At 54.3% G+C, this 26515-nt stretch carries 21 protein-coding genes; 14 read left to right on the top strand and 7 right to left on the bottom strand.

Going from position 1 to position 26515, the window contains the following annotated elements; all coding sequences use genetic code 11:
• Nucleotides 1–107: 107 nt before the first annotated feature.
• From EDF78_RS09095 to EDF78_RS09085, 3 genes are read left to right on the top strand one after another with little or no spacing between them, the layout of a single operon-like run.
• On the top strand, nucleotides 108–725 hold the full coding sequence (locus EDF78_RS09095; RefSeq protein ID WP_119822549.1) for a sorbitol dehydrogenase family protein: 618 nt from the start codon (nucleotides 108–110) through the stop codon (nucleotides 723–725).
• Nucleotides 725–2380 (top strand): GMC family oxidoreductase, encoded by a 1656-nt coding sequence (locus tag EDF78_RS09090; RefSeq protein ID WP_095922793.1) that lies wholly within the window; start codon nucleotides 725–727, stop codon nucleotides 2378–2380. Before EDF78_RS09095 ends, EDF78_RS09090 begins: the two co-directional genes overlap by 1 nt.
• Nucleotides 2377–3780: a cytochrome c gene (locus EDF78_RS09085; RefSeq protein WP_133822947.1), complete on the top strand. Its 1404-nt coding sequence runs from the start codon at nucleotides 2377–2379 to the stop codon at nucleotides 3778–3780. The genes EDF78_RS09090 and EDF78_RS09085 overlap by 4 nt, the downstream gene beginning before the upstream one ends.
• Before the next feature lie 62 nt (nucleotides 3781–3842).
• Here the strand turns inward: EDF78_RS09085 and EDF78_RS09080 are convergent, their stop codons facing one another.
• Nucleotides 3843–4598: an SDR family oxidoreductase gene (locus EDF78_RS09080; protein WP_119822551.1), complete on the bottom strand. Its 756-nt coding sequence runs from the start codon at nucleotides 4596–4598 to the stop codon at nucleotides 3843–3845.
• An 11-nt stretch (nucleotides 4599–4609) separates the two neighbouring features.
• Entirely contained in the window at nucleotides 4610–5374 is a 765-nt protein-coding gene (gene idnO / locus EDF78_RS09075) for a gluconate 5-dehydrogenase (protein ID WP_095922796.1), read from the bottom strand.
• Nucleotides 5375–5579: 205 nt separating this feature from the next.
• On the opposite strand from idnO, the gene EDF78_RS09070 reads away from it, so the two are divergent.
• Both EDF78_RS09070 and EDF78_RS09065 read left to right on the top strand, forming a co-directional pair.
• Complete coding sequence (locus EDF78_RS09070) at nucleotides 5580–6563, top strand: LacI family DNA-binding transcriptional regulator (protein ID WP_095922797.1); 984 nt, start codon at nucleotides 5580–5582, stop codon at nucleotides 6561–6563.
• Nucleotides 6564–6738: 175 nt separating this feature from the next.
• Nucleotides 6739–8091: an MFS transporter gene (locus EDF78_RS09065; protein ID WP_095922798.1), complete on the top strand. Its 1353-nt coding sequence runs from the start codon at nucleotides 6739–6741 to the stop codon at nucleotides 8089–8091.
• 231 nt (nucleotides 8092–8322) lie between these two features.
• Here EDF78_RS09065 and EDF78_RS09060 read toward each other — a convergent pair whose 3' ends face one another.
• Both EDF78_RS09060 and rsuA read right to left on the bottom strand, forming a co-directional pair.
• Nucleotides 8323–9522: a Bcr/CflA family multidrug efflux MFS transporter gene (locus EDF78_RS09060; protein WP_095922799.1), complete on the bottom strand. Its 1200-nt coding sequence runs from the start codon at nucleotides 9520–9522 to the stop codon at nucleotides 8323–8325.
• 26 nt (nucleotides 9523–9548) lie between these two features.
• Nucleotides 9549–10256: a 16S rRNA pseudouridine(516) synthase RsuA gene (gene rsuA / locus EDF78_RS09055; RefSeq protein ID WP_095922800.1), complete on the bottom strand. Its 708-nt coding sequence runs from the start codon at nucleotides 10254–10256 to the stop codon at nucleotides 9549–9551.
• Nucleotides 10257–10589: 333 nt separating this feature from the next.
• On the opposite strand from rsuA, the gene EDF78_RS09050 reads away from it, so the two are divergent.
• Together EDF78_RS09050 and rplY are read left to right on the top strand one after the other, a co-directional pair.
• Nucleotides 10590–12353 carry a DEAD/DEAH box helicase gene (locus EDF78_RS09050; RefSeq protein ID WP_133822946.1) on the top strand — a complete coding sequence of 588 codons (1764 nt, stop codon included), beginning with the start codon at nucleotides 10590–10592 and terminating at the stop codon, nucleotides 12351–12353.
• Between the two features lie 151 nt (nucleotides 12354–12504).
• Nucleotides 12505–12795, top strand: a complete 291-nt coding sequence (gene rplY / locus EDF78_RS09045; protein ID WP_095922802.1) for a 50S ribosomal protein L25 — start codon at nucleotides 12505–12507, stop codon at nucleotides 12793–12795.
• A gap of 227 nt (nucleotides 12796–13022) precedes the next feature.
• Here rplY and yejK read toward each other — a convergent pair whose 3' ends face one another.
• The gene (yejK, locus tag EDF78_RS09040; RefSeq protein WP_119822553.1) at nucleotides 13023–14027 is read right to left on the bottom strand and encodes a nucleoid-associated protein YejK; all 1005 of its coding nucleotides are present in this window, start codon (nucleotides 14025–14027) and stop codon (nucleotides 13023–13025) included.
• Nucleotides 14028–14259: 232 nt separating this feature from the next.
• Here yejK and EDF78_RS09035 point away from each other — a divergent pair, with 232 nt between their 5' ends.
• The 6 genes from EDF78_RS09035 to EDF78_RS09010 all read left to right on the top strand — a co-directional run bounded on the left by EDF78_RS09035 (nucleotide 14260) and on the right by EDF78_RS09010 (nucleotide 20667).
• Nucleotides 14260–14487, top strand: coding sequence for a YejL family protein (locus EDF78_RS09035; RefSeq protein WP_015696497.1), 228 nt, complete (start codon nucleotides 14260–14262; stop codon nucleotides 14485–14487).
• A gap of 24 nt (nucleotides 14488–14511) precedes the next feature.
• The gene (yejM, locus tag EDF78_RS09030) at nucleotides 14512–16293 is read left to right on the top strand and encodes an LPS biosynthesis-modulating metalloenzyme YejM (RefSeq protein ID WP_095922804.1); all 1782 of its coding nucleotides are present in this window, start codon (nucleotides 14512–14514) and stop codon (nucleotides 16291–16293) included.
• Between the two features lie 187 nt (nucleotides 16294–16480).
• Nucleotides 16481–17446, top strand: a complete 966-nt coding sequence (locus tag EDF78_RS09025) for a glutathione S-transferase family protein (protein ID WP_133822945.1) — start codon at nucleotides 16481–16483, stop codon at nucleotides 17444–17446.
• An 80-nt stretch (nucleotides 17447–17526) separates the two neighbouring features.
• On the top strand, nucleotides 17527–17769 hold the full coding sequence (locus EDF78_RS09020) for a DinI family protein (protein ID WP_095922806.1): 243 nt from the start codon (nucleotides 17527–17529) through the stop codon (nucleotides 17767–17769).
• Between the two features lie 219 nt (nucleotides 17770–17988).
• Nucleotides 17989–19761 carry a penicillin-binding transpeptidase domain-containing protein gene (locus EDF78_RS09015; RefSeq protein WP_131692967.1) on the top strand — a complete coding sequence of 591 codons (1773 nt, stop codon included), beginning with the start codon at nucleotides 17989–17991 and terminating at the stop codon, nucleotides 19759–19761.
• A gap of 519 nt (nucleotides 19762–20280) precedes the next feature.
• Entirely contained in the window at nucleotides 20281–20667 is a 387-nt protein-coding gene (locus EDF78_RS09010; protein WP_095922808.1) for a helix-turn-helix domain-containing protein, read from the top strand.
• A 133-nt stretch (nucleotides 20668–20800) separates the two neighbouring features.
• Here the strand turns inward: EDF78_RS09010 and ompC are convergent, their stop codons facing one another.
• Nucleotides 20801–21919: a porin OmpC gene (gene ompC / locus EDF78_RS09005; RefSeq protein WP_095922809.1), complete on the bottom strand. Its 1119-nt coding sequence runs from the start codon at nucleotides 21917–21919 to the stop codon at nucleotides 20801–20803.
• 777 nt (nucleotides 21920–22696) lie between these two features.
• Between ompC and EDF78_RS09000 the strand changes: the two genes are divergently transcribed.
• Nucleotides 22697–24685: a DUF4034 domain-containing protein gene (locus EDF78_RS09000; RefSeq protein ID WP_133822944.1), complete on the top strand. Its 1989-nt coding sequence runs from the start codon at nucleotides 22697–22699 to the stop codon at nucleotides 24683–24685.
• Between the two features lie 645 nt (nucleotides 24686–25330).
• Here EDF78_RS09000 and EDF78_RS08995 read toward each other — a convergent pair.
• Nucleotides 25331–26500 (bottom strand): HlyD family efflux transporter periplasmic adaptor subunit, encoded by a 1170-nt coding sequence (locus EDF78_RS08995; RefSeq protein WP_095922811.1) that lies wholly within the window; start codon nucleotides 26498–26500, stop codon nucleotides 25331–25333.
• Nucleotides 26501–26515 lie beyond the last annotated feature (15 nt).

The raw sequence follows: 26515 nt of genomic DNA, 5'->3' as shown, positions 1-26515 counted from the left end.
CAGAAACTAACCCGCTGATAAATCTCGCATTACGCAAATTATAATAAGAATCAGATACGCGAATTCACTGCCGTTTGGCAAAACAACCCAATCCCAGCGAGAAAGAGATGGAAAACGATCCTTCAATCATTGGAAGCAATACACCCGAAAATGGAACCGGTTTCAGTCGTCGTGAACTGCTGAAAGGACTGACGTCCGCCATGGTGGCCACCACCCTGCTCGGCTTCCCGTTCCTCAGCCAGGCGGAGAAAGAAACCGCTGCTCAGGATCCGGTCATTTTCGGTCAGTTCTATCTGGTTTCACAGGCCATCACTGAGCATAAAAATATCAGCGAAGGGACTTCCGCCCAGATTTTCAACGCGTTTTACCGCTCTCAACCCGACTTCCCTGCGCAGGTCAGCAAACTGCACGCGCTGGTGAAACCAGGTCAGGCGGCAAAAGATTTGCAGGAAGTGGCGAAACAAAATGGTCTGGGTGAACTGGTGACCGCCATCGTCACCGCCTGGTATACCGGCACGGTCGGGCATGGAACCGATTCCATTCTTATCTCCTATAAAGACGCGCTGATGTATCGCCCGGTCAGTGACGGCCTGATTGTGCCGACTTACTGCGGCAACGGTCCGCTGTATTTCACCGCTGCGCCGCCTGCTGCCGCGATGCCTGAATCCATGAACGCCGATCGTTTTACCAATCCTTCTGAAACAAATGTTGTGAGCAAAGCCTGATGAAAAAACCAGAATTTACTGCAGACGGCGATGCGTCTGCTGATGTGATTGTTGTCGGTTCCGGCGTTGTAGGCGGCATGATTGCCGATCAACTGGTCAGTCAGGGACATTCTGTTCTGGTGCTTGAAGCCGGGTTGCGTATTGAACGTGCTCAGGCGGTGGAAAACTGGCGCAACATGCCGTTTGAAAACCGTGCCGGTTCGGATTTCCAGGGGCTTTACCCGCAGTCCAAAAACGCGCCTGCGCCGCTGTACTTCCCGGAAAATAACTACGTCCATCTGACCGGACCGAGCGCCAGCAGCTTCAAACAGGGTTACCTGCGCACTGTGGGCGGCACCACCTGGCACTGGGCGGCTTCCTGCTGGCGTCATGTTCCTAACGATTTCAAAATGAAAACCCTGTATGGCGTGGGACGTGACTGGCCGATTTCTTACGATGAGCTGGAACCTTATTATTGCCGCGCTGAGGAAGAAATCGGCGTAGCGGGTCCGAACGATCCGGAACTGCAATCCCCTTCTGAACGCAGCAAACCCTATCCGATGGAACAGGTCCCTTACGGTTACGGCGACACCCGTTTCGCTGAAATCGTTAACCCGCACGGTTACCGCTCCGTACCGATCCCCCAGGGCCGCAGTACCCGTCCGTGGAACGGCCGTCCGACCTGTTGTGGCAACAACAACTGCCAGCCGATCTGCCCGATTGGCGCGATGTATAACGGCATTGCCCACGTGGAACGCGCGGAGAACAAAGGTGCGGTCGTGCTGGCTGAAGCGGTGGTCTACAAAATTGACACCGACGAAAACAACAACGTGACCGCCGTTCACTGGCTGGACAGTGAGAAGAAATCGCACAAAGCCACGGGTAAAGTGTTCGCGCTGGCCTGTAATGGCATCGAAACGCCGCGTCTGCTGCTGATGGCGGCCAACGACAAGAACCCGAACGGTATCGCCAACTCTTCTGATCACGTTGGCCGTAACATGATGGACCACTCCGGTTTCCACTGTACGTTCATTGCCAAAGAACCGCTGTGGATCGGTCGTGGTCCGGCACAAAGCAGTTGTCTGGTGGGGCCGCGCGACGGCGATTTCCGCAAAGATTATTCTGCCAACAAAATGATCCTCAACAACATCAGCCGTGTGATCCCGGCCACCTCAAAAGCCTTACAGATGGGGCTGGTGGGTAAAGAGCTGGATGAAGAGATCCGCCGCCGTTCAATCTTCGGTGTGGATTTGTCCATCAGCCTCGAACCGCTGCCGGATCCGAATAACCGCCTGACGCTGAGCACCACCCGTAAAGATCCACACGGTCTGCCGTGCCCGGACATTCATTACGACGTCGGCGATTACGTGCGTAAAGGCGCAGAAGCCGCGCACAAGCAGCTGGAGCACATCGGTTCCCTGTTTATGGCGGAAGAATTCAATATCACCACCAGCCTGAATGCCAACAACCACATCATGGGCGGCACCATCATGGGCAGCGATCCGAAAGATTCGGTGGTGAACGGCAACTGTCGTGCTCATGACCACGCTAACCTGTGGTTACCGGGCGGCGGCGCGATCCCGTCTTCCAGCGTGGTAAACAGTACGCTGACCATGGCCGCACTCGGCCTGAAAGCAGCTGATGATATGGCGAAAAAACTGGCAGGTGCCGCATGAAAAAACTTCTCACCGCCTGCCTGTTAAGCGCATCCCTTAGCGGAATGGCTTTTGCTGCCGATAATCAGGCAGAACTGATCCGTCAGGGTCAGGAAGTGGCGACCGCCGCTGACTGTCAGGCTTGTCATACCGCCCCGGAAGGCGGCAAACCTTTTGCCGGGGGTTATGAAATTCACTCGCCGATGGGCACGATTTATACCACTAACATCACGCCATCGAAGCAGTCTGGTATCGGCAATTACACCGAAGCGCAGTTCATCCGCGCGGTACGTGAAGGGGTTCGTCCGGACGGTGCCAATCTGTATCCGGCCATGCCTTACACCTCTTACAGCCATATGAGCGATGCCGACATGCACGCGCTGTATGTCTATTTCCAGCAAGGGGTGAAACCGGTTGAGCAGCCGAATGTGGAAACCGCCCTGCCGTTCCCGTTCAACATGCGTATCGCCATGGCGGGCTGGAACATGATGTACCTCGACAGCACGCCGTTTAAGCCGGATCCGTCGAAAAGTGAGCAATGGAATCGCGGCGCTTATCTGGTGAACGGTGCCGGTCACTGTGATACCTGCCATACCCCCCGTAACCTGATGATGGGGTCGGTGACGGATAAACCGCTGGCAGGCGGCATGGTCGGGCCGTGGTATGCGCCGAATATCAGTTCAGATCCGGTCAGCGGTATCGGCAACTGGTCGCAGGCGCAACTGGTGGAATACCTGAGAACCGGCCGTACCGCCGGGAAAAATCAGGCAGCAGGCGGCATGGCGGAAGCGGTACAGAACAGTCTGCAATACATGTCTGACAGCGATCTGAACGCGATTGCCTTCTACCTGAAAAACAGCACGCCGGTTCGCGACCCGCGTGATACGCAGGCGGCGGATACTTTTGGCAAACCGGTGAATGTGGAAGAAGGTTTACGCGGCGCACATCCGTTTAACGCCAATAAAACCATCGACAACGGTGCTGCACTGTTCAGCGGCTATTGCGCCAGTTGCCACCAGCCGGATGGCTCAGGCAGCGAAAATCAGGCTTATCCGTCGCTGTTTAACAATACGGCCACTGGCATGGGCAATGCCTCTAACCTGATTTCTGCCATTCTGTACGGCGTGGATCGTCAGGTTGGCGACCATCACGTGCTGATGCCGAAATTCGGCGTGGGATCCTATGTCGGTCAGTTGGACGACCAGCAAATTGCCGACATCTCCAACTACGTGCTGAAAAACTACGGCAACGCCGGTGTGCAGGTCAGCGCGCAGGATGTGGCGGTGTTACGGGCAGGCGGTCCGGTGACATTGCTGGCAAAATTGCAACCGTTCATGGCACCGGCGATGGTGGCTGGCGTAATTGTTCTGCTGGTGCTGATTTTCTGGCTTGGCCGGAAACGCAAAACCAAAGCGGCGTAATCCTTCACGCTGACATGCAAAACGGCCCATGACGGGCCGTTTTTTTATGCCTGAAACTCAGCTTAACCGCGCCCGACCAGCGGCATGGCGCTCGCCATCACCGTCATGGTCAGCACGTTGGTATCGAGCGGCAAACCGGCCATAAACGCCACCGCCTCACCGACGCGCTCCACCGGGATCACCGGTTCCTCAGCAATATGTCCGTCCGCCTGCATTCTGCCTGCCAGCGCTTTATTGCCCATGTCCGTCGCGGCGTTGCCGACATCTATCTGTCCGCAGGCAATGTTAAACGCCCGGCCATCCAGCGCGGTGGATTTGGTCAGACCGGTGATGGCATGTTTGCTGGCCGTGTAAGGCGCGGAATTCGGACGCGGCGACTGCGCCGAAATCGACCCGTTGTTGATGATACGGCCGCCCTGTGGCGATTGCTGTTTCATCAATTTTACCGCCGCTTGTGTACATAAAAACGCGCCGGTGAGATTGGTATTGATCACCGACAGCCAGTCTTCCACCGGCAGTTCTTCGATTGGCACATCTTTCACGTTATTACCGGCGTTATTGAACAGCACATCCAGCCGCCCGAAGGTTTCCTGAATATCCTGAAACAGCGCGGCCACCGACGACGGGCTGGTGACATCCAGCTGACGCGCCACCGCCTGCCCCGGCGTAAACAACGCCACCGCCTGATCCAGCTTTTCTTTGTTGCGTCCGGCCAGGATCACAATAAAGCCGATCGCTTCCAGCGCTTTGGCGGCGCTTAATCCGATGCCGCTCCCGCCGCCGGTTACCAGTGCAATTTTGGTGTCTTCAGTGCTCATTATGTTTCCTTTTAAACCGCCGCCAGCATGCCGCCGTCAATGAATAAAAGATGACCATTCACAAAATCGGACGCTTTTGATGATAAGTAAACTGCACCACCCACCAGCTCTTCCGGATTGCCCCAGCGTGCGGCCGGCGTGCGTTTGCACAGCCATTCGGAGAACTCTTTGTTATCCACCAGCGCCTGCGTCATATCGGTTTTGAAATAGCCCGGCGCGATGCCGTTAACCTGAATATTGTAGCGCGCCAGTTCGACGCACATGCCGCGGGTCAGCATTTTCACCGCGCCCTTTGAGGCGGCATACGGCGTGATGGTGTCGCGGCCCAGTTCGCTTTGCATCGAACCGATATTGATGATTTTGCCGCGCTCACGCTGGATCATGTAACGCGCCACCGCCTGCGACACCAGGAATACGGATTTCTGGTTTACGGCGATCACGTCGTCCCAGTCTTTTTCCGGAAACTCGGTGAATTTATGGCGGCGCTGAATACCGGCGTTATTCACCAGCACATCAATCGGTCCTATGGTGCTTTCAATATGGTCAATCGCCTGATTCACCGCCTGACTGGAGGTGACATCAAAGGAGACCGCATGGGCAATAAAGCCTTCCGCACGCAGGGCTTCCGCCGCTTTTTGCGTCGATTCAGGTTGCGTACCGTTGACGATAATTTCCGCGCCATGCTGCGCCAGCCCTTTCGCCAGCAGGAAACCCAGACCGCGCGTCGAGCCGGTAACCAGAATCTTTTTATTATCCAGTGAGAAGAGATTTGTCATGACGTTGGCCTTATTGAATGCTGATTTAAAAAGTTAGCTTCACTACACCGGTTTACCCTGCGCTAAACTGTGATGCAGATCACCTCGCAGGATGTTAAAAAACCCTGTTACTCCCGCTGTGATCCTCATCATTTTGATAACAATCTTCGGCGCTTTCTGTTTCAATAATCAGGTATATTTGCCGCCCCAACCAGGAACATTCCGCATGAGAAACCAGCGCGTGACACTACAGGACATCGCCCAACTGGCGGATGTCACGAAGATGACGGTGAGCCGTTTTCTGCGCACGCCGGAAAAGGTGTCTCCTGAAACCCGTGAGCGCATCACGAAGGTCATGGAAGAAGTGGGTTATCCGCTGGAAGAAGCCCGCGGACCGGCCAAAGCGCCGCGTATCGGCATATTAGTCCCCTCGTTCAATAACCAGATTTTCTCCGATTTGCTGGCAGGCATTGAATCGGTCACTTCCGCGCAGGGCTTTCAGACGCTGGTGGTCAATTATGATTACAGCAAAGAGCGCGAAGAAGAACACATCATCAACCTGCTCGGTTATCAGCTGGCGGGGCTGATCCTCACCGACTCCGTGCATACGCTGAAAGCCGATAAGTACCTGAATGCGAGTGAGATCCCGGTGGCGCAGGTGATGGATCTGGATGACCCGCACGGGCGTATCGCGGTGGGATTTGATAATCAGCAGGCCGGTTACGATATGGCCAATACCCTGCTCGCCAGCGGCAAAGAGCATGTGGTGTATTTCGGGTCGATGTCAGATGCCCGCGACCAGAAACGTTATCAGGGCTACAGCCGCGCGATGTCTGAACGCGGACTGACACCGGTGCATATCACGCCCAATAAAGTGTCATCGGTGTCTATCGGCGCAGGCATGTTATCTATGGCGCGCCAGCTCTATCCGCAGACCAATGCCATTTTGTGTACCAACGACGATATTGCGGTGGGCGTGTTACAGGAATGTATCAAACTGGGCATCCGCGTACCGCAGGACATGGCGATTTCCGGCTTCCACGGGCTGGATATCGGGCTGGCGACGACCCCATTATTAGCCAGTGTGATTACGCCACGCTTTGAAATGGGCAAGGTTGTGGCTGAGATATTGCTCAAAAAAATCAGAAACCTGCCGACCATTGAACGGGTGGATTTGCACTACCGCATCTCCCTCGGCGGCACGATTTAATCCTCTTTTCTTACTGAATTTCCCTCTTCCATCCTGCACGCCAACTCCGGTGCAGGATCACGTATGTAGTAACACCTTTTCTTAACATAATTCAACGTGACTCCTGTCACGAAATACTTTCCTCAAAATGCTTTTATTAAGCCATCGCCGATTACAAGCACACAGAGGAAAGAACATGGATAATAAGATTCCTAAGGCTCGCTGGCTTCGTGTAATAACACCTATTCTTATCGCCTGTATTATTTCCTTCATGGACAGGGTCAATATTAGTTTCGCCATGCCAGGCGGAATGGATGCTGAATTAGGGATCACCGCGTCAATGGCCGGTCTGGCCGCCGGTATTTTCTTTATCGGTTATTTATTCCTGCAGGTTCCCGGCGGCAGTCTGGCCGTGCACGGCAGCGGACGTAAATTCATCGCCTGCTCGCTGATTGCCTGGGCGGTGATCTCTATCCTGACCGGCTTTATCACCAATCAGTATCAGCTTCTGTTCCTGCGCTTCGCGCTCGGCGTGGCAGAAGGCGGGATGTTGCCGGTGGTGCTGACCATGGTCAGCAACTGGTTCCCGGATAAAGAACGTGGCCGCGCCAATGCTTATGTACTGATGTTCGCGCCACTTGGCGGAATGATCACCGCACCGCTGTCGGGCCTGATCCTGGATACGCTCGACTGGCGCTGGTTGTTCATCATCGAAGGGACGTTATCTTTCGTGGTGATGCTGTTCTGGTGGTTCACCATCAGCGACCGTCCTGAAGAAGCCAAATGGCTGTCAGACCGTGAACGCGACTATCTGGTGACTGAGCTGAACCGCGAACGTGAGGCCCTGCGGGCACTGGCGCCGGTGAATAACGCGCCGCTGAAAGAGGTGTTCCGCAACAAGTCCATCGTCAAACTGATCATCATTAACTTTTTCTATCAGACCGGGATTTACGGCTATACGTTGTGGTTGCCCACCATCCTGAAAAACCTGACCGGCGGCGACATGAGTTCGGTGGGTATGCTGGCGATTATTCCTTACGTCGGCACCATGCTGGGGATCCTGGCGATGTCGGTACTGTCGGATAAAACCGGTAAGCGCCGTATGTTCATCGCCCTGCCGCTGTGTGGCTTCGCCGCCTGTCTGGCCGCGTCTGTGGCATTCGGTCATAACATCATGGCGGCCTACGGTTTCCTGGTCGGTGCCGGTTTCTTCCTGCAAGCCGCGACCAGTGCCTTCTGGACCATTCCGGGCAAAGTCACCACGCCGGAAGTCGCGGGGAGCGCACGCGGTGTGATTAACGGTCTGGGGAATCTTGGCGGGTTCTGCGGACCCTATCTGGTCGGCGTGCTGGTCAGTCTGTACGGCCAGAGCACCGCGATTTATGCGCTGGTAGCCTCATTGCTGATTGCTGCGGCGGTCACCACCCTGCTGCCAAAAGAGTGCGACATGGCGCTGGTGCCGGGTGCGAAAGCCAAAGCCATGGCGGATGAATACGCCCGTGCCAAAGCCGCGCGCAGGGTTCAGGGAGTGAAAGCAGAAGTGGTTTAATGACCCAAAACGGTGCTGGTTTAGCTCCTCCCCCTGCGAAGGGGGAGGTTGGGAGGGGGTTTTAAAGGCTAACCCCTTGTTAAAGAAAACGTTAGCTTTCTGATTTTGACCTTAATACCCCACCCCAACCCTCCCCTTCGCAGGGGAGGGAGCAGACCGAATTCCTGCTTCGACATCTGTAAAATCAGCAGGCCAACCGGACTTTGTTTCTCCCCTTCGCAGGGGAGGGAGTTATGCAGATACAGCTTTCGCCGGACGGCTGGCGTAGAGATACAGCAAGGTGGCGGCCAGGACACAGAACGCCATGGAGCCGACCATCGGCCAGGCGCTTTTGGCGGTAAACAGCGACAACACAGAGCCAATCGCCGCACCGGTGCCGAAGCGAATCGTCCCCGCCAGTGACGCCGCCGTACCGGCCATATGCGGGAAGTCATCCATGATCACCGCCATCGCGTTGGACGTCACCATCGCAATCACGCCGACATACCCCGCCACGCCAATCACCATCGCCCAGAATGGCAGCCCGAAAGTGCAGACGATCACCAGCCACATGCCCATCGTCAGCTGCACAAACAGCCCGAAACGGAACATTTTCACCGCGCCGGTCCGGCGCACATTGCGGCTGTTGATCAGCGTCAGAATGACCAGTGCAACGATATTCAGCGCAAAGTAAAAACCGAAATTCTGCGGCGATACACCGTTCAGTTCGATATAAACAAACGGACCGGCGCTGAGGAAGGAGAACATCCCGGCAAACGAGAAACCACTCGCCAGCATATAACTCAGCACACGTTTATGCCGAAACAGGGAAGCAAAGTTGCCGACGCTGGTGCGCAGATGGAATTTTTGCCGCCGCTCTTTGGGCAGCGTTTCCTTGATGTACACGCCCACCAGCGTCGCGGCGATCAGCGCGGCGATAGCCATTGCCCAGAAAATCGCGTGCCAGCTGAAAATCGCCATCAGCAAACCGCCGAGCATCGGCGCCAGCAACGGCGCAACTGTCATCACCAGCACCACGAAAGACATCATTCGTGAGAATTCATCTTTGGTGAACATATCGCGCATCAGCGCATTGATGACCACACTCGCCGCGGCCGCCGCCAGACCGTGCAGGAAACGCATCCAGACCAGTTGCTCGACCGACTGAGCCAGCGCACAGGCACCAGCCGCGACGGCAAAGATCAGCACGCCCCAGAAGATAACCGGCTTACGCCCAAGGCTGTCCGCCATCGGCCCGTAAAACAGCTGCCCTATCGCAAACCCCAGCACGTAAGCGCTGAGGGTCATTTGCACGCTGCCCGCCGGAACGCCATATTCCTGCGCAATCACAGGCATACTTGGCAGATACATATCGATAGCCAGAGGCATCAGCATCGATATCAATCCCAGGATGAAAATCAGTCCGATGTGGGAGACCGGTTTTTCTTGCACTTTCAGCTGCTCCAGTTAATAAAAAACTATCGCGAGGGAACGCCAACGCTGGCCACTTCCTGCTCAGTTAAAGGCCGGTACTGACCCGGTTCCAAATCTTCATCCATCACAATCTCACCGATACGTTCACGGTGCAGCGCGATCACGCGGTTACCGACCGCAGCAAACATGCGTTTTACCTGATGATAACGGCCTTCGCTGAGGGTCAGACGCACCAGACAGTCCTCGATTTTCTCGAGTTGTGCCGGTTTGGTCAGGGAATCTTCGTTATGCAGCTGAACGCCCGCTTCAAACTGCGCGGCGGTATCGTCAGCCAGCGGATGTTCCAGCGTCACCAGATAGGTTTTTTCGCAGTGATGGCGCGGGGAGGTAATGCGGTGCGACCATTGTCCGTCATCGGTCATCAGCACCAGCCCCGTGGTGTCGATGTCCAGACGCCCTGCCGCATGCAGCTTGTAAGCCACCGGCTCTTCGAGGAAATACAGCACGGTCGGATGATCAGGATCATCGGTGGAACACACATAACCCTGCGGTTTGTTAAGCATGAAATAACGCGGGCCGGTGATTTGATCCAGCACATTGCCGTCAAATTCGACGCGTTGTTCAGGGCTGATTTTCATCGCGCCGGTTTTGACGATTTCACCGTCGACGGTGACACGTTTATTGCGCAGTTCACGCAACACAAGCGCGCGGCTTACACCTAATTGCTGAGAGAGAAATTTGTCCAGACGCATTGGATCGACTTGCCTTCATGGCGATCTGAGTGATCGCGTTACTGATAAAACACAAGACCCCGCCGCTGCGCTCAGGCAACTGACAGGGTTCAGGGTTGTTCGTTTCGTAATAATTGCAACGAGTTATTATTACTTCGGGGGGGGCAGACACACTGCCGCATTGAGCTGACCAGTATAGCCGCGCATCCGGTAAGGAAGAAGGAAAATAAGCAGGCTAAACATTCACGGCGGGTGATTTTTTTGCTCATCGCCATCCGGTGGATTTCTTGGCATACTTCATTACTGTTTTTATAAACAGGGTTGTTAACCGGAAAATCAACAGGTGATCATCGCGTGACTGCTTTTACCCTCCGTCCCTACCAGCAAGATGCCGTGGATGCCACGCTGCGTCACTTCCGCCAGTACGATGAACCGGCGGTGATTGTGCTTCCCACCGGTGCCGGAAAAAGTCTGGTGATTGCCGAACTGGCCAGGGTGGCGCGCGGGCGTGTGCTGGTGCTCGCGCACGTCAAAGAACTGGTGGCGCAAAATCACAGTAAATATCTGTCCTACGGGCTGGAAGCGGACATCTTCGCCGCCGGGCTGAACCTGAAACAAAGCAGCGGCAAAGTGGTGTTCGGCAGCGTGCAGTCCGTCGCGCCGAACCTTGACCAATTCAGCGGCGAGTTTTCCCTGCTGATTATCGATGAATGCCACCGGATTTCTGACGATGACAACAGCCAGTATCAGCAGATCATCGGCCATCTTAAAGCGCAAAACCCCCGTCTGCGTCTGCTCGGCCTGACCGCCACGCCTTATCGTCTGGGCAAAGGCTGGATTTATCAGTATCACCATCAGGGCATCGTACGCGGCGATGCGAACAGCCTGTTCCGCGACTGCATCTATGAACTGCCGCTGCGCTACATGATTAAAAATGGCTTTCTGGTGCCGCCTGAGCGGCTCGATATGCCGGTGGTCAGTTACGATTTCAGCCGCTTACAGGCCAACAGTAACGGCCTGTTCAGCGAAGCAGATCTGAATGACGAACTGCGTCAGCAAAAGCGCATCACGCCACACATCATCAGCCAGATCGTCGAGTTCGCGCAGGATCGCAAAGGCGTGATGATTTTTGCCTCGACGGTAGAACATGCCGGAGAGATTTACGGATTGCTGCCGGAAGGCGAAGCGGCGCTGATCAGCGCACAGACCCATGCGGTTGACCGTGACCGGCTGATCAATGCTTTCAAAGCCCGGCAGTTGCGCTATCTGGTGAATGTGTCGGTACTGACCACCGGTTTCGATGCACCGCATGTGGACTTGATCGCTATTTTGCGCCCTACCGAATCGGTCAGCCTTTATCAGCAAATTGTCGGACGCGGGCTGCGGCTGGCACCCGGCAAAACCGACTGCCTGATCCTCGATTACGCTGGCAATCCGCACGACCTGTTTACGCCGGAAGTCGGCAGCCATAAACCGGCGGGTGATAACAAACCGGTACAGGTCTTCTGCCCGGCCTGCGGTTTTGCCAATATTTTCTGGGGAAAAACCACCGAAGACGGCACCATTATTGAGCATTTTGGCCGCCGCTGTCAGGGCGTGCTGGAAGATGACGAAGGCAACCGCGAGCAGTGTGATTTTCGCTTCCGCTTTAAAAGCTGTCCGCATTGCGGCGCGGAAAACGACATCGCCGCACGGCGTTGCCATCAGTGTCAGGAAATTCTGGTCGATCCCGATGACATGCTGAAAGCGGCGCTGCGTCTGAAAGATGCGCTGGTCCTGCGCTGCGGCGGCATGAATCTGGAAAATGGCCGCGACGACAAAGGCGAGTGGCTGAAAATTACCTATTACGATGAAGACGGTGCCGACGTTTCCGAACGCTTCCGCCTGCAAACACCGGCCCAGCGCATGGCGTTTTTGCATAACTTCCTGCGTCCGCACCAGCGCGCGCCGGGCGTACCGCTGGAATGGAACACCGCTGCGGATATCGTCGCGCAGCAGGTTTTATTACGTCATCCGGATTTTGTGGTGGCCCGTATGAAAGGCCAGTTCTGGCAGGTGCGGGAAAAAATGTTTGATTATGAAGGCCGCTACCGGCGCGCCAATGAGTTGCGCGGGTAACAAGCATTACCAAATTGGTAATTATTCATTGTTGCTACGGCACGACTCCGGTATCATACCGCCCGCTTTCGCCTTGTGTGGAAGTTGCAGTACTCAACTCGTCACTCGGTCGCAGGTGGCGGGGCAAACTTTCTTATATAGAGAAACATACATGTTCACTATCAATGTAGAAGTACGTCCACAGGACGAGCAGGGCAAAGGTGCGAGCCGCCGCCTGCGTACAGAAAACAAATTCCCGGCTATCGTTTACGGTGGCTCAGCTGCTCCGGTTTCTATCAAACTGGACCATGATTCTGTTAAGAACATGGAAGTTAAAGCGGAGTTCTACTCTGAAGCTATTACTCTGGTTATCGACGGTAAAGAAACCAAAGTTAAAGTTCAGGCTGTACAGCGTCACCCGTTCAAGCCAAAACTGGCTCACATCGACTTCGTTCGCGTTTAATCGCTGACCAAGTTGTTGCGCATCGGGACGCCGTGCGAGAACAAATAAAAAACACCGCCCAGGCGGTGTTTTTTATTGGGCGCTATTCAGGTTTGCTCCTCCCCCTGCGAAGGGGGAGGCGGGAGGGGGTTTTAAGGGCTAACACCCTTTGCTAAAGCACACTTCAACATCTTGATTTTGCTTTTAATACCCCACCCCAACCCTCCCCTTCGCAGGGGAGGGGGCGATTATTTATTGCCCGCTTTGCGCTGCAACTGATCCCGCAAATTCGGTGGCGTGCCTTTGATGGTCAGGGTATCCGTGGCCGGATCCCAGAAGATGCGTTCGCCCATCAGCATGGCGTCAAAGTTAATGCTCAGCCCGCCGCCGCTGCCCGCGAATTTGGTGAGCTGACGTAAGGTGCTGCGATCCGCCGGGAAAGTCTCTTCCAGCTGATAACCTTGTTCCTGCGTAAACTCTTTGAATTTCTTGTCATTCCACGGCGGCAGTTCTTCGGACAAATCATCCAGTGCGATTTCTTCGCCCGCCTGTAACTGCTCGTTGCAGTAGGTATAAACCTGCTGACGGTAATTCTGACGCTCATTTTTATCGAGCTGCGCTTCGGTACAGAAATCGTCAACCGCCTGCAACAGGCCGCGGTTTTGCGCCTTGGTATCCAGACCTTCGGATGCGCCGAGGAAATCCATAAAGAAATCCGAGACTTTGCGCCCTACCCGGCCTTTCAGGAAAGTCAGGTAACGGGTGGATTCCGGGTTGGTTTCCCATTCGGTCAGATCAATACGCGCCACGATATCCGCATGATTGATATCGAGATAATGAATGCTGCTGACATCCAGCTGTTCATTGACGCGCATGCTGCTGCGGCTGTTGAGCACGGCGACCAGCAAATATTCCACCGCCAGGAAGCGGTAATGGCAGAACAACACCACGCCGCCTTCGGCAAACGGGTATTTCGCCAGTTCATCACGCAAACGCCCCGTGGCGGCGCGGCTGAATGACAGGAAATCGTCGTCCCCTTTGCGGCAACTGCGTAACGCCACAGCCAGTTCGCTGTCTTCATTGAACAAACCGTAGGCTTTGCTTTTGGCACTGTAAACGCGGTGCAACTCCGCCATCATTTCATCAACGGCCGCATTTGGCGTCAGCAGCGTATCGCGCAGCACAACATCCAGCGTTTGCTCGTCACGTTTGTTCAACTGGTGCAGAGCGATCTGCTCAATATCCAGACTCATGGGGGACTCTCTCCTGTAAGAATTGCAGCCGTTTAAGAAGGGCGTGCCTGCGGGGCGTATTCAAACACCGAAGTTCTAAAGCCGCAACCGCTCATGCCTTAGAAAGAAGAATTTAATCGCGCAGCCCGCGCATCAGCAAGGCGAAGTAGGAAGGGGGTTATAAAAATGCGGAAAGTGAGTCTGTGATACGCTAAGATATTGGACTTTGTCAGATCAAGAAGCACAATACTCTATGGCACAATCATCCCGTTACAGTGACGAACACGTTGAACAACTCCTTTCCGAGCTGGCAACCGTTCTGGAAAAACACCGCGCCCCGACAGACCTGTCTTTGATGGTTCTGGGCAATATGGTGACAAACCTTATTAATACCAGCGTCGCTCCTGCACAGCGCAAAGCCTTGTCTCAGTCTTTTGCGAAGGCGTTGCAAGCGTCGATAAGAGAAGATAAAGCCCATTAATCCATTACTTGCCCAAAACCTCTCATGGTGACGAATCGTCAGCGCTATCGCGAAAAAGTATCCCAGATGATCAGCTGGGGCCACTGGTTCGCCCTGTTTAATATCCTGCTCATTCTGGGGATCGGCAGCCGCTACCTGTTTGTTTCTGACTGGCCTTCTTCATTGCAGGGGCGTATTTACGCACTGGTCAGCTGGCTTGGGCATTTCAGCTTTATCGGTTTTGCTGCCTATCTGCTGATTATTTTCCCGCTCACTTTTGTGGTGATGTCGCAGCGCCTGCTGCGGTTCCTGTCTGCCATTCTGGCGACCGCCGGGCTGACGCTGATCCTGGTCGATACCGAAGTCTTTACCCGTTTCCATCTGCACATTAATCCTGTGGTCTGGGAACTGGTGGTGAATCCCGGCCGGGGCGAGATGGCGCGTGACTGGCAGCTGATGTTTATTGCTGTGCCGGTGATTTTCCTGCTCGAAATGTTGTTCGGCACCTGGGCGTGGCAGAAGCTGCGCAGCCTGAACCGCCGTAATTTTGCCAAACCGATTGTGGTGCTGTTTATTGCCAGCTTCTTTGCATCGCACCTGATGTACATCTGGGCGGATGCCAACTTCTATCGTCCGATCACCATGCAGCGCGCCAATCTGCCGCTGTCGTATCCGATGACAGCGCGTAAGTTCCTCGAAAAACACGGTCTGCTGAATGCCGAGGAATATCAGAAACGCCTGATCGAACAGGGCAATCCGGAAGCGCTGGCAGTGGAATATCCGCTGAACAGCATCAGTTTTGCGAAAACAGGTTCCAAATATAACTTGCTGATGGTGGTGCTGGACGGCGTTCATACCGCCACGCTCGATAACGACATGCCGGTGCTGAGCGACTTCGCCCGACACAACATCCGTTTTGATCAGCATTTCAGTTCCGGTAACCGTAACGATACCGGCCAGTTTGGCCTGTTCTACGGGATTTCACCGAGCTATATGCAGGGCATTCTGGCGGCACGTAAGCCTTCTGCGCTGGTGACCTCGCTGGAGCAGCAAGGCTATGAATTTGGCCTGTTTGCTTCCGACGGCTTTAACAGCCCACTGTACCGTCAGGCATTGCTGACTGACTTTACCCTGCCGCCGCCGGTGAAACAGACCGACGCGCAGACGGTGTATCAGTGGCAGCAATGGCTGAATGTGCGCGGTAACGGCCCGTGGTTCTCGTATGTGAACCTGAACGGTATCAGCGCGGCATTACGTCAGAATGGCGACAGCGTACCGGTCGGCAAACCCTTTATCCGTCGTTATCAGTCGGGTGCGCAGACGGTCGATGAACAGATCAAGGCGATTCTGCAGGCACTGAAAGATCGCGGCGAACTGGATAAAACCGTGGTGGTGATCACCGCGTCTCACGGCATCGAATTCAACGAAAACGGGACCTGGGGTTCCGGCAATGCCATGAACCGCCAGCAGTTGCAGGTTCCGCTGATCATCCACTGGCCGGGGACACCGGCGCAAAGTATCGATAAGCTGACCGACCATGCCGATGTGATGACCACGCTGATGCAGCGCCTGTTGCACGTGACCACCGCGCCTGCCGATTACTCTCAGGGTGAGGATTTATTTGCAGCCAAACGTCGTCACAACTGGGTAACCACCAGTGATGACGGAACGCTGGTGATCACCACGCCAGATCAGACGCTGGAACTCGAGACTGACGGTGATTTCCGTGCGTTCGATGCGCACGGCAAGCGGATTAAAGATCAGAAACCGGAGCTTGGCCTGCTGTTGCAGGTACTGACCGATGAAAAACGCTTCCTGGCAAACTGACGTTCGCCGCCAGACATGAAGCCGAAAAAGCCAGCCCTCACCGGTTGGCTTTTTTTTGCCCCGCATTTCCCCTTCAAATTATTTGACCTTCTCTATGAAAATTATGTCGTTTATAGCCCGGCCTGAAACCGTTAGCTTGGGATCTGAATTCTAACAAGCTGATAAAAACAGAGCGGAGTGCGCCATCGTGTCAGGACTGGTCAACGGAAAATGGGTAAGCGGCGACGTCGCGAAAGAAGAAATCAAAAACGGTGCCTTTCATCGGGAAGACACCGCGTTTCGTGAAATGCATATCGGGCCGCAGGCGGGGCGCTACCAGTTGTTCATCTCTTTGCTCTGCCCGTGGGCATCGCGCACGCTGATTTTACGCCATCTGAAAGGACTGGAAAAATTCATTCAGATTTCGGTCGCGCAGCCGGTGATTGGCGAAAATGGCTGGACGTTCGATACGCCGCAAGATGCAGGCGATAAGATTGCGCCGGTCAGCTATGTTCATCAGCTGTATACCGCCAGCGACGCCACTTACACCGGTAAGGTATCGGTGCCAGTGTTGTGGGATCGCCAGGAAGGCCGCATCGTCAACAATGAATCTGCCGACATTATCCGCATTCTCAACCATGCCTTTGATGCGCTGACGGGTAATCAGGATGACTTCTACCCTGCCGCCCTGCGCGAAGAGATCGACCGCTGGAATGAGGTGATTTATCACGACGTCAACAACGGGGTTTACAAGACCGGCTTTGCGAAAACGCAGGAAAGCTACAACGCGGCCGTAACCCGGTTGTTCAGCACGCTCGATACCCTCGAGGCGCATTTACAGACTCACCGTTATATCGCCGGTGAATATCTGACCGAAGCCGACTGGCGGCTGTTCGTCACGCTGGTGCGTTTTGACAGTGCCTATCACGGTGCCTTCAAATGCAATATCCGCCGTATCGAAGACTACCCTAATCTTTCAAATTATTTGCGCGAACTCTACCAGTGGCCGGGGATCAGCGACACGGTAAACCTCCCGCACATCAAACAGGGCTACTACGGCATTCTGTGGCTTAACCCGACCGGCATTGTTCCGGCAGGCCCGGAACTGGATCTGCGCCGCCCGCATGATCGTCAGCGTCTCAGCGGACGCGGGGTGATGCACACAACCGGCTAAAAATCACTTGGACCCGCAGGCATAACACTGTATATTTGAACAGCTATTTTTTTTTGCCAGTCATATTGATGAGGAATGTTATGCGGGTCGAACTGATTTTTGACAAACGGAATGTCTCCGGTATCCCGAATGCCAGTGAAAAGATTGAAGCGGAACTGGTCAAGCGGGTTCACCGGCTGTTTCCTGACGCGGAAGTAAAGGTCAAACCGATGCAGGCCAACGGGCTGAACACCCACGGCGCCAGCAAGCAGGAACGTTCGCAATTAAACCAAATGTTAGAAGAAATGTTTGAAGAAGCCGATGAATGGCTTTCAGTGGAGTAAAAATCCGCGCCGCCGTTGCACTTGCTTACAAAGGGCAATTGAAATAAACAATCCATCGCGGTGGCTTAATATAAGATGTGCGTGTTATACGAAATTCATTATCAATCAGAGCGATGAGTTGCACAAAACGTGGTTCAGACAGGGCTGATTTCTGCGGCCAATTGTTCCCCGCGCCTTCGCTTTTCGCTTCACATGCGTCAATGACTTTGCGAAACCGCCATGCCACCGAGCCCAAGAAAATCCAGCGCCCAACCTAATTTTTACACCAAGCGCTTTGCGCTGATTTGTCTCGGTATTGTCTTCTGCCTGGCGCTTCTGCTGGGCCGCGTGGGTTATCTGCAGTTACTTAACCAGCCAATGCTGGAGAAGGAAGCCGACTCACGCTCTCTGCGCTCCACCGTCATTCCTGCCGGACGCGGAACCATTGTAGACCGTAACGGTCACCCGCTGGCGCTGAGCGTCGCCTCAAAAGACATTATTGCGGATCCGTTCCGTGTGCTGGAACTGCACAGCGATCTGAACAGCCCTAAGTGGCAATATCTTGCTTCCGCGCTGAATATGCCGCTCTCCCAGTTGCAGCAAACCATCACCAGTGATCCGCAACGCCGCTTCGTTTATCTTGGCCGCAAAATCGAAGAAGGCATTGCCGCCGATATCAGCCAGCTTCACCTTGGCGGTATCACCAGCCAGCTTGATGACAGCCGCTATTATCCGATGAGTGAAGCCGCCGCCAATCTGGTGGGAATTGTCGGCACCGATAATGAAGGGCTGAACGGCATCGAGAAAGGCTTTAATACGCTGCTGCAGGGCAAACCGGGTATGCGCGAATACCGTCAGGATCGCCATGGCAATGTGATCGGTGTGCTTAAAGAGGTGCCGCCGCAACAACCGCCGACCATCAACCTGAGCATCGACAGCTTCATGCAGTACGTGCTGTATTCCCGGCTGCGTGATGGCGTGACGCTCAATCAGGCGGAGTCCGGTGCCGCCGTTCTGGTGGATGTGAATACCGGCGAGATTTTAGGCATGGCCTCCTACCCTTCTTACAACCCGAATAACTACGCCGGAGTTCAGGCGAAGAACATGCGAAATGTGGCGATCAGCGACAGCTTCGAGCCGGGTTCGACGGTGAAACCGCTGGTGGTGATGGCCGGTCTGAACCGCCATATGATCCGCCCGGATTCGGTACTGGATACCCATCCGTACACCGTTAACGGTCACCTGATCCGCGACGTCGGCCACTGGCCTGCGCTGACCATCACCGGCATTTTGCAAAAATCCAGTGACATTGCCGTTTCGCATATCGCGCTGGCGATGCCCGCCAACGTGCTGGTGCAGCTTTATCAGTCGTTCGGTTTAGGCAAGCCGACCGACTTAGGCATTGGCGGCGAAAGCAGCGGTTATTTCCCGGCGCACCGTGATCGCTGGGCCGATATCGAACGCGCCACTTTCTCGTTTGGCTATGGTCTGCGCGTCACCCCGCTGCAAATTGCCCGCGAATACGCCACTATCGGCGCGGAAGGCATTTACCGTCCGCTGTCGATCACCAAAGTCACGCCGCCGGTGCTGGGCACCCGCGTGATGTCGGCTGATGTGGTCAGAACGGTTATTCATATGATGGAAAGTGACGCCCTGCCGGGCGGCTCCGGCCTGAGCGCGGCAGTGCCGGGCTACCGTCTGGCCATCAAAACCGGTACGGCGGAAAAAATGGGGGCCAGCGGCAAATACGATGGCGGTTATATCAACTACACCGCCGGTGTGGCCCCTGCCAGTAACCCGCGCGTGGCGCTGGTGGTGATGGTCAACAACCCGCAGGCAGGTAAGCACTTCGGGGGTTCAGTGGCCGGGCCGATCTTCGGCCAGATTATGGGTGAAATCCTCAACCATATGAACATTGCGCCGGATGCGCTGGTGCCGGAAACGCCACCAACAACGGTGATTAATGGGGGTCAGAAAACCGATCTGGTGCGCCGTCCGGCAACGGATGGTTAAACGAAACCTCTAAAATTCGTTAAAAATTCCTGACAGGCTGGATCTCACAGAAATAAGCGGTTAACGTTCGCAGACTTATTGGCTGAACGGCTGGCTGAAGACCTACTGTGGAGGAAGAGCGTACGCTCTGAAAGAAAAAGCATGAAACGGCTTCTTATCGTCTTTCTGATATTTGTTGCGGTTTGTCTGGGTGTGATTGCACTGAATATGCAGGGCAACGGCCCGTGGTAACTGATTGCCGTTCCCTGACGCGGAACAGGGGGAGACATCACTTTGCCGGGGCGTAAGCACTTCGTGATGTTGATTATTCTTATTCTGGTCGGGATCGTTCTGGTGGATGACGGCATCGCCCGGTTAATCCACTGGATCCTGTTACGTTAAGATCAGGCCCGTCTGGCTATGCGGCTTACCGGGCCATTATTGTCTGCTCAACCCCTGACCCACTCAGAGCAACACCTGCCACGCCAACCTGACGAACTCGTGTATAATAGCGGTATTCAACTTTAATACAGACTGGTTATGGCTCAAGACATTCATCTCGCTATCGTCTGCGCACTCAGCAAATGGATTGAAGGCCATCTTGGTCGCGTGATCCACCTGGAAGAACTGGCTGAGTACTCAGGTTATTCGCTCTGGCACATGCAAAAACTGTTCAAGGAATCGACCGGCATTTCTCTGGGGAAGTACATCAGGGAAAGACGTCTGGCGAGCGCTGTTTATCAGCTGAGCAGCAGTGAAACGCCGATTTTCGATATCGCGATGGATTTCGGCTTCGGCTCGCAATCGCATTTCACCTACATGTTCCGCAAGCGTTTCAACATTACGCCACATGAATTCCGCCAGAACCCTGACATCGAACTCGATGTGTCTCCCCCGCTGCATCTGATCCATCAGAAATCAGCCTGAGGCTGCCTGAGTCCTGCTCGTCTCCCCCACGCTTTACCCAAAAAAAACGCGACCCTCAGAGGCCGCGTTCTTTTTACTGCACATTCTTTATTGCTAAAGACTACGCGCTATTCTGTGTCTGAGAAAGGCACGCTTAGAACTGATACACCAGACCAACCGCCGTCACGTCATCGGTGTTGATACCGGCGTTATCGGTGAAGGTGCTGCTGTCGATCAGGTTGATTTTATAGTCAACGTAGGCTGACATGTTTTTGTTGAAGTAGTAAGTCGCACCCAGGTCAACAAATTTAACCAGATCCTGATCCTGATAGTTGTTACCCAAACGGTCTGAACCTAAATCTTTACCGCGGGTTTGGTTATAAGCCACGAACGGACGCAGACCGAAATCGAACTGGTAGCTGGCGTAGGCTTCAAATGCCTGAGATTCGTTTGCATAACCGTAAGCTTCTGAATCGGTAGAACCGAAGCGGGAAGCGTTATACGCCTGAGTAAACATCGCGGCCAGATAGACGTTATTGGCGTCATATTTCAGACCGCCGGTGTAGCCTTCGGCTTTTTTACCGTCGCCCATGATACCGGTTGCGGAGTTTTGCTCATTGGTACGGTCAGAGTTAAAGAAGGCACCCGCCACGCTGACGCCCGCGCCAATGTCGTAGCTCAGGGACATACCATAGCCGTCGCCGTTCTGCGTCAGCACATCACGCGTACCCGGTTCGCCGCCGCCGTCATTTTTACCCTGATATTGCAGAGCAAAGTGCAGGCCATCCACCAGACCGAAGAAGTTATCGTTACGGTAAGTCGCCACGCCATTAGTGCGCTGGTACAGGAACTGGTCTGCGCCGTACGTCGAACCATCGAACTCAGGCTGCATGTCGGTCCAGGCGGCCACATCGTACATCACGCCGTTGTTACGACCGTAGTCGAAAGAACCCATGTCGCCAAACTTCAGACCCGCGAAGCCATAACGGGTGAAGGAGGTATTGCTGGAACCTTCATCCTGATTCGCCTGAACCTGATATTCCCACTGGCCGTAACCGGTCAGCTGATCAGTGATCTGTGTTTCGCCTTTGAAGCCCAGACGGATGTAGCTCTGGTCACCGTCTGAACCCGCATCATTTGAGAAGTAGTGCAAACCATCAACTAAACCGTACAGGTCCAGTTTATTACCATCTTTATTATAAACTTCTGCCGCACTTGCTGAACCCGCTACCACTAACGCAGGGATCATGAGTGAAAGAACGCGGAGTTTCATTTTTCTGTCCTCGATAGGTGTCGGACCGTGCCACTGAATGTAAAGTACACGTTTTTTACTGTTTTAAATCTGCTTAACGCTTATTGGTATCTGTATAAATGTTGGCCCGACATGGCAAATCCATTCTCATGATATAAATTCTATTAATCCAGAAAGAAAATGATACGAAATTAGTTAAGACATTTCGTTTATATTTAAACGTGTAACAAAATATTAATTTTGAGTAATTTTTCAGCTTAAGATAATTGTTAAAATAAAGCACGCAAAGCTAAATTAAAATAATTACCTTTAAAAACAAACACTTATGCAAAATACTTACCGCACTAAGTGATAAAGCAAACATTCGTATTTAATATATACTCTCTCTCGCTATCATCATTATTTGTTATTTAATTACCCTCATTCCCCGTTTTGTGGAAACAACAGCCGACCCTTTGTGGTCGGTTTTTTTTCGTTTCGTGAAAATATGATCACGTCCTGTGATATTCATCACTAATTATATCGCGACGGTTAACTGTATTTCTCCATAATAACCTCATCATTTCTCCTTATTTCAAAACCCGATTTTCTTAATAATTGCTATCTAATCACCTAAATTAATAAGGTATTTTAGGAAAGTTATTAACCGGTAATTGTGGAGAGGCAATGTTAGTCACTGACCGTTCAGATCCGTTACTATAGCCAAAGTCAGACCAATCCCGCTGAAAGCCAGCGGGAAGACCGTTAGACTGCCGGTGCCACGTAATGCCTTCTTTATTCAACTGTTCAGGGAACCTCATGCCACAACAGGACCAGCTCGACAACCTCTCCAAAGCCAGAATGCTTCTGGCAACCCGCCGTTTTCTAAAACTCGACGAGTGGCTGTTGTCACAGATGCGTGGCTGGCAAAATCAGGGCGAAGGTCACAGCGATTATGGCCTGCTGATGCACCCGTCCACCCTGTTTACCGGGACAGAATCTCCCCCGCTTAATCCGCTGGAAATACTCAGCGACTGGGCGCAGCAGTGTCCGCAAAGCTACCACGCCCATGTGCTGCTGGGCATGGTCTGGCATGAACACGCCTGGATAATCCGCCAGCCGCAGGGCGAAAATGAGACGGAAGATCACCAGTGGCTTGGCGCGCAACTGTGCTGTGATTATGCGGTTCTGGCGTTTTTACGTGCCATTGAATTGCATCCGCGTCCGACCCATGCCCTGCGTCATATGATGAATCTGAGCGGCGGTTTCGGCGAGCCGTACTGGCTGAAAGCCCTGTTTGCCGGTGAAATCCCTAAGCCCCTGCATGAGAAGTTTTCGATTCAGGGCAGTGAAATCTGGCAGGCTGGCGTGGCACATCTCCATGCCCTTGGTTTTGAACCCGCAACCCACTGGCCGCAGGCGTTGCCGGTAGCATTACAACAAACCCGCAAGCCCGGCGAAGACGCGCTGGATTACTGGCTGCGGATGGCCATGTCAGTGCGTCATGCTGATGCCGGCACCATGGCTTCCTATCTGTTATTCCATTCCGCGTTCTGGGGCGGCAGCGACGAGCAACAGATGCAGATTATCGACAGTCCGCTTTGTGCTGAATTCAGTGATGAGGAGCGCAATCAGTTCCGCGCTACTGCCATGTGCGATGCCCTGTCCGGGGACATCGCTGACCGCGAGTCGCCACGGGCGCTTGAATTACAGCAACGTTTAGCCGCGTTGCTGGCGACACCTCTCGAACCGGCGACCCGCATCCGTCTGCTGGATCTGGCCGGGATTTGCACCGCGTACTGGCAGGATGATGATCAGGCCGGACTGGCCGTTTATGATGAATTATTTGCCGTTTCCCCGCAGGCGATGCCCGGCCATTCCGCGCAGATGTTTATTTCGCGTGCCGTGCTGGCAAATGGTCACGAGGAAGGGTTGCCGGTCCTGACACAGCTGCTGACCCGCGGACTGAGTCAGGCCAATGATCCGCTGCTGGTGGCGTTTGCCGCCACTGCGCTGCAATTTGGTTTGTACGGATTACCCGCCCGGCCGGAGCTGAGCGACGGCCTGATGGAGCACGCCTGGTCGCTGATCCAGCAGTCCGGCGATGATCAGCCGCTCAGCGATCTGGTCACACTGGCGCATGACATGGCAATCAATGACGATATTGATGCCGCGCATTTTCTGATGACCGGCATGGCCCGTCACGGCAGCGCCATTCACTGTTATGAGCTGTATTTCTTCTACCGCAACGGCTGGCATCAGGATGTGCCGGAGCACTATCACAACGACAGCAATGCGATGGATTGCGTGCTCAGCGCCGCCCGTTCTGGCATGGTGCCTGCCATGTTTACCTGTGCCAACGCCCTGCGTGAAGGGTTGGGTGGCGAACCGGATTACGGGCAGGCGATGCAGTGGTATCAGCGCGCCATGGACGGCGGACACCTCTCCGCCGCCTACTTCCGCGCCAGCTGCGCGCTGGATAATGGCTCAGACGCCGAAAAACGTCAGGCGGCAGAAGCCTGGTTACCTGAAATTCTGCACAATCCGGCACACCCTGATCGGGCCGACGCCGCCTATACCCTCGGCATGGCATATCTGACCGGTACCGGCGTAAAGAAAAACCGCTACCTCGCTGATAAATTCATGGAATTCGTGCTGGAACTGAACCCGGAATCGGAGGCCGCGAAACAGGTTCACGACGATCTCAACGGTTCCCTGCGCGCCAGAATGAATCTGTGGCAGGACAAGCGGAAGGCCGAAGTGGAAGATCCGGTGGCGGAGTTTCGTTTGCAGGAGCCGCTGCAATAGCGGCTCAAACACCTTTTATAAAGGTGCAAGTTTTCGGTTTACCACTCGCCGTGAGGGCTTGATCGAGAATATTTCGGTTTATCAAATGCGGCGATCACTTAACGCGCTGCGCTGAAACCGACCAGAGGGGAAAGGCTTTTCCCCTCTGAACTCCCCTCGCTTTTTCAAACAGGTGATCCGTGCGCTGGCTATGTTTCAGCAACCACAGCGACAGGCTGGAAATCTTGCCGCTTCGCGGTGCCTTCTCTCGGTCCTGAAGCCTGAGGTCTTCAGGCCGCTCCGTTCAGCAAGATTTCTGAATCGCCCGCAGCTTTTAAAAAATAAAGAAAAGTAAGTAAGGTTGTGAAGTCAAAACCTGAGGCCGGTTCCAAAATACCGCCGGAGGAGAGGTGGAAAACCGCGCATCAGTTTGCGCGGGTTGTAACCCGAACGAAGGGCACCGCGCAGCGGCGGGATTTTGCGGCTATCACTACGCTACCTGAAACATAGCCAGCGAGCGAAGCGCGCAGTGAAAGAGCCCGGGGGGTCTTGGGGGGCGGCGGCGATAAGCCGTCCCCCAAGTCGGTGTGGGCCGACGCCCACGACCTTGAAGTTGAAGTTGAAGTTGAAGTTGACTTTAAAGCCGCACAAGCAGCGGCTTCCTGCTTACCTCTCCCTCAGCGATTCCTTCACCTTATTCAACGGTTTAATCAGATAATCCAGCACACTTTTCTGGCCGGTTTTAATGTCTACGTTCGCCACCATGCCGGGCACAATCGGGAACTGGCGTCCGGCTTTGTTGGTCAGGAAGGCTTTATCGGTACGGACATACACGCGGTAGTAATACTGGTCACGCTTGACTTCGTCCTGCAAGGTGTCCGGTGACACGCCTTCGACCTTGCCGTCGAGGTCGCCATATATGGAGGAATCGTACGCTGAGATTTTTACCGTGGCAGGCAATCCCGGACGGATATAGGCGATATCACGCGGATTGATGCGGGTTTCGATCAGCAGCTGATCTTCAATCGGCACGATTTCCATCAGCTTACCGCCGGGTTGTAATACGCCGCCGACGGTGGAGACCTGTATGTCTTTGACGATGCCATGCACCGGCGAATACAGCTCAGACCGCGTGACCTGGTCTTCCTTCCCGGCCATCACCTGCAATTCGGCGTCGAGATCGGCGTTGTTTTTTACCTGCTCCTCACGCGCGCGCACTGCGTACTGGTTAACGGCATCGTCAATTTTTCCGCGCAGTTCACTGGCCTGACGTTTAAGGCGGATCACTTCCACCTGCCCCGCCGCGCCTTTTGCCACCAGCGGTTGCGTCATGTTGATTTCGTCATTCACCAGTTTGAGCGACTGTTGCAGATTACTGACCGTTTCATCCCGGTTCTGCTTGCGCGATAAATATAACTGCCGTTCACGCGCCACCAGTTCGGGGGATTTCATGGTCTCCGGACTGAATTTCAGCGGTGCGCCGGTCAGTTCGGCACTCAGACGTTCAGACGATGCCCGCAGTGTCCGCACACGGGAAGCCGCTTCACCGTAGTTCGACTGCGAACGGGTCGGGTCGAGCTGCGCCAGAAGCTGCCCGCGATTGACCACCGAGCCTTCCTGCACCATCAGTTTTAAAATCACGCCGCCGTCGAGTGAATCTATCTGCTGGGCCTTGCTGGACGGCGTCACCTTGCCGGTGCCGACGGTGACTTCATCGAGCACGGCAAAGCGCGCCCAGACGAAAAATACCAGCAAACTGGCCAGCGTCACCCAGATAATCCACGACACTTTGCGGCTTTCGGCTTCCAGTTCATCATGCAATGTCAGATGTGCCATGCGGTGTCCTTAGCA

Source organism: Rahnella sp. BIGb0236, from assembly GCF_004364755.1.
GTDB lineage: Bacteria > Pseudomonadota > Gammaproteobacteria > Enterobacterales > Enterobacteriaceae > Rahnella > Rahnella victoriana.
The sequence above is the reverse complement of the archived record's forward strand: the minus strand, read 5'-3'. Positions and strand labels throughout refer to the sequence as shown.

Bases quoted from the DNA above. Each gene is read 5' to 3' on its own strand.
- EDF78_RS09010 (WP_095922808.1), top strand. From the start codon at position 20,281: ATGGCTCAAGACATTCATCTCGCTATCGTCTGCGCACTCAGCAAATGG.
- EDF78_RS09035 (WP_015696497.1), top strand. From the start codon at position 14,260: ATGGCACAATCATCCCGTTACAGTGACGAACACGTTGAACAACTCCTT.
- EDF78_RS08995 (WP_095922811.1), bottom strand. From the start codon at position 26,500: ATGGCACATCTGACATTGCATGATGAACTGGAAGCCGAAAGCCGCAAA.
- yejK (WP_119822553.1), bottom strand. From the start codon at position 14,027: ATGAGTCTGGATATTGAGCAGATCGCTCTGCACCAGTTGAACAAACGT.
- EDF78_RS09070 (WP_095922797.1), top strand. From the start codon at position 5,580: ATGAGAAACCAGCGCGTGACACTACAGGACATCGCCCAACTGGCGGAT.
- idnO (WP_095922796.1), bottom strand. From the start codon at position 5,374: ATGACAAATCTCTTCTCACTGGATAATAAAAAGATTCTGGTTACCGGC.
- EDF78_RS09015 (WP_131692967.1), top strand. From the start codon at position 17,989: ATGCCACCGAGCCCAAGAAAATCCAGCGCCCAACCTAATTTTTACACC.
- EDF78_RS09020 (WP_095922806.1), top strand. From the start codon at position 17,527: ATGCGGGTCGAACTGATTTTTGACAAACGGAATGTCTCCGGTATCCCG.
- EDF78_RS09000 (WP_133822944.1), top strand. From the start codon at position 22,697: ATGCCACAACAGGACCAGCTCGACAACCTCTCCAAAGCCAGAATGCTT.
- EDF78_RS09080 (WP_119822551.1), bottom strand. From the start codon at position 4,598: ATGAGCACTGAAGACACCAAAATTGCACTGGTAACCGGCGGCGGGAGC.
- EDF78_RS09095 (WP_119822549.1), top strand. From the start codon at position 108: ATGGAAAACGATCCTTCAATCATTGGAAGCAATACACCCGAAAATGGA.
- rsuA (WP_095922800.1), bottom strand. From the start codon at position 10,256: ATGCGTCTGGACAAATTTCTCTCTCAGCAATTAGGTGTAAGCCGCGCG.
- EDF78_RS09085 (WP_133822947.1), top strand. From the start codon at position 2,377: ATGAAAAAACTTCTCACCGCCTGCCTGTTAAGCGCATCCCTTAGCGGA.
- ompC (WP_095922809.1), bottom strand. From the start codon at position 21,919: ATGAAACTCCGCGTTCTTTCACTCATGATCCCTGCGTTAGTGGTAGCG.
- EDF78_RS09065 (WP_095922798.1), top strand. From the start codon at position 6,739: ATGGATAATAAGATTCCTAAGGCTCGCTGGCTTCGTGTAATAACACCT.
- EDF78_RS09090 (WP_095922793.1), top strand. From the start codon at position 725: ATGAAAAAACCAGAATTTACTGCAGACGGCGATGCGTCTGCTGATGTG.
- yejM (WP_095922804.1), top strand. From the start codon at position 14,512: ATGGTGACGAATCGTCAGCGCTATCGCGAAAAAGTATCCCAGATGATC.
- rplY (WP_095922802.1), top strand. From the start codon at position 12,505: ATGTTCACTATCAATGTAGAAGTACGTCCACAGGACGAGCAGGGCAAA.